A 201-nucleotide genomic window follows, 5' to 3' on the forward strand; every position below is an offset into this window, starting at 1 on the left:
CGGAACGCCTCACCACCCTCGCCCTCCCACGCCACGACCGTCGACCGCGTCTTCAACTCGGTACCGATCTCCTCGATCGCCACCGCAGCCTTCTTCAACCTTCCGCCCAGCTTGCCGGTCGTCTCCGGATCGGCACCCTCGATCATCGCCCGCATCCGCTCATGCGACACCGACTCGAAATCCGTCTCCGACAACGCCAAA

At 64.7% G+C, this 201-nt stretch carries 1 pseudogene; it reads right to left on the reverse strand.

The window, feature by feature from the left end:
• Positions 1–201: pseudogene (locus IF83_RS30950) on the reverse strand (WXG100 family type VII secretion target); the annotation flags it as partial.

The sequence above is a fragment of the Streptomyces albus subsp. albus genome, assembly GCF_000719865.1.
Lineage (GTDB): Bacteria > Actinomycetota > Actinomycetes > Streptomycetales > Streptomycetaceae > Streptomyces > Streptomyces albus_E.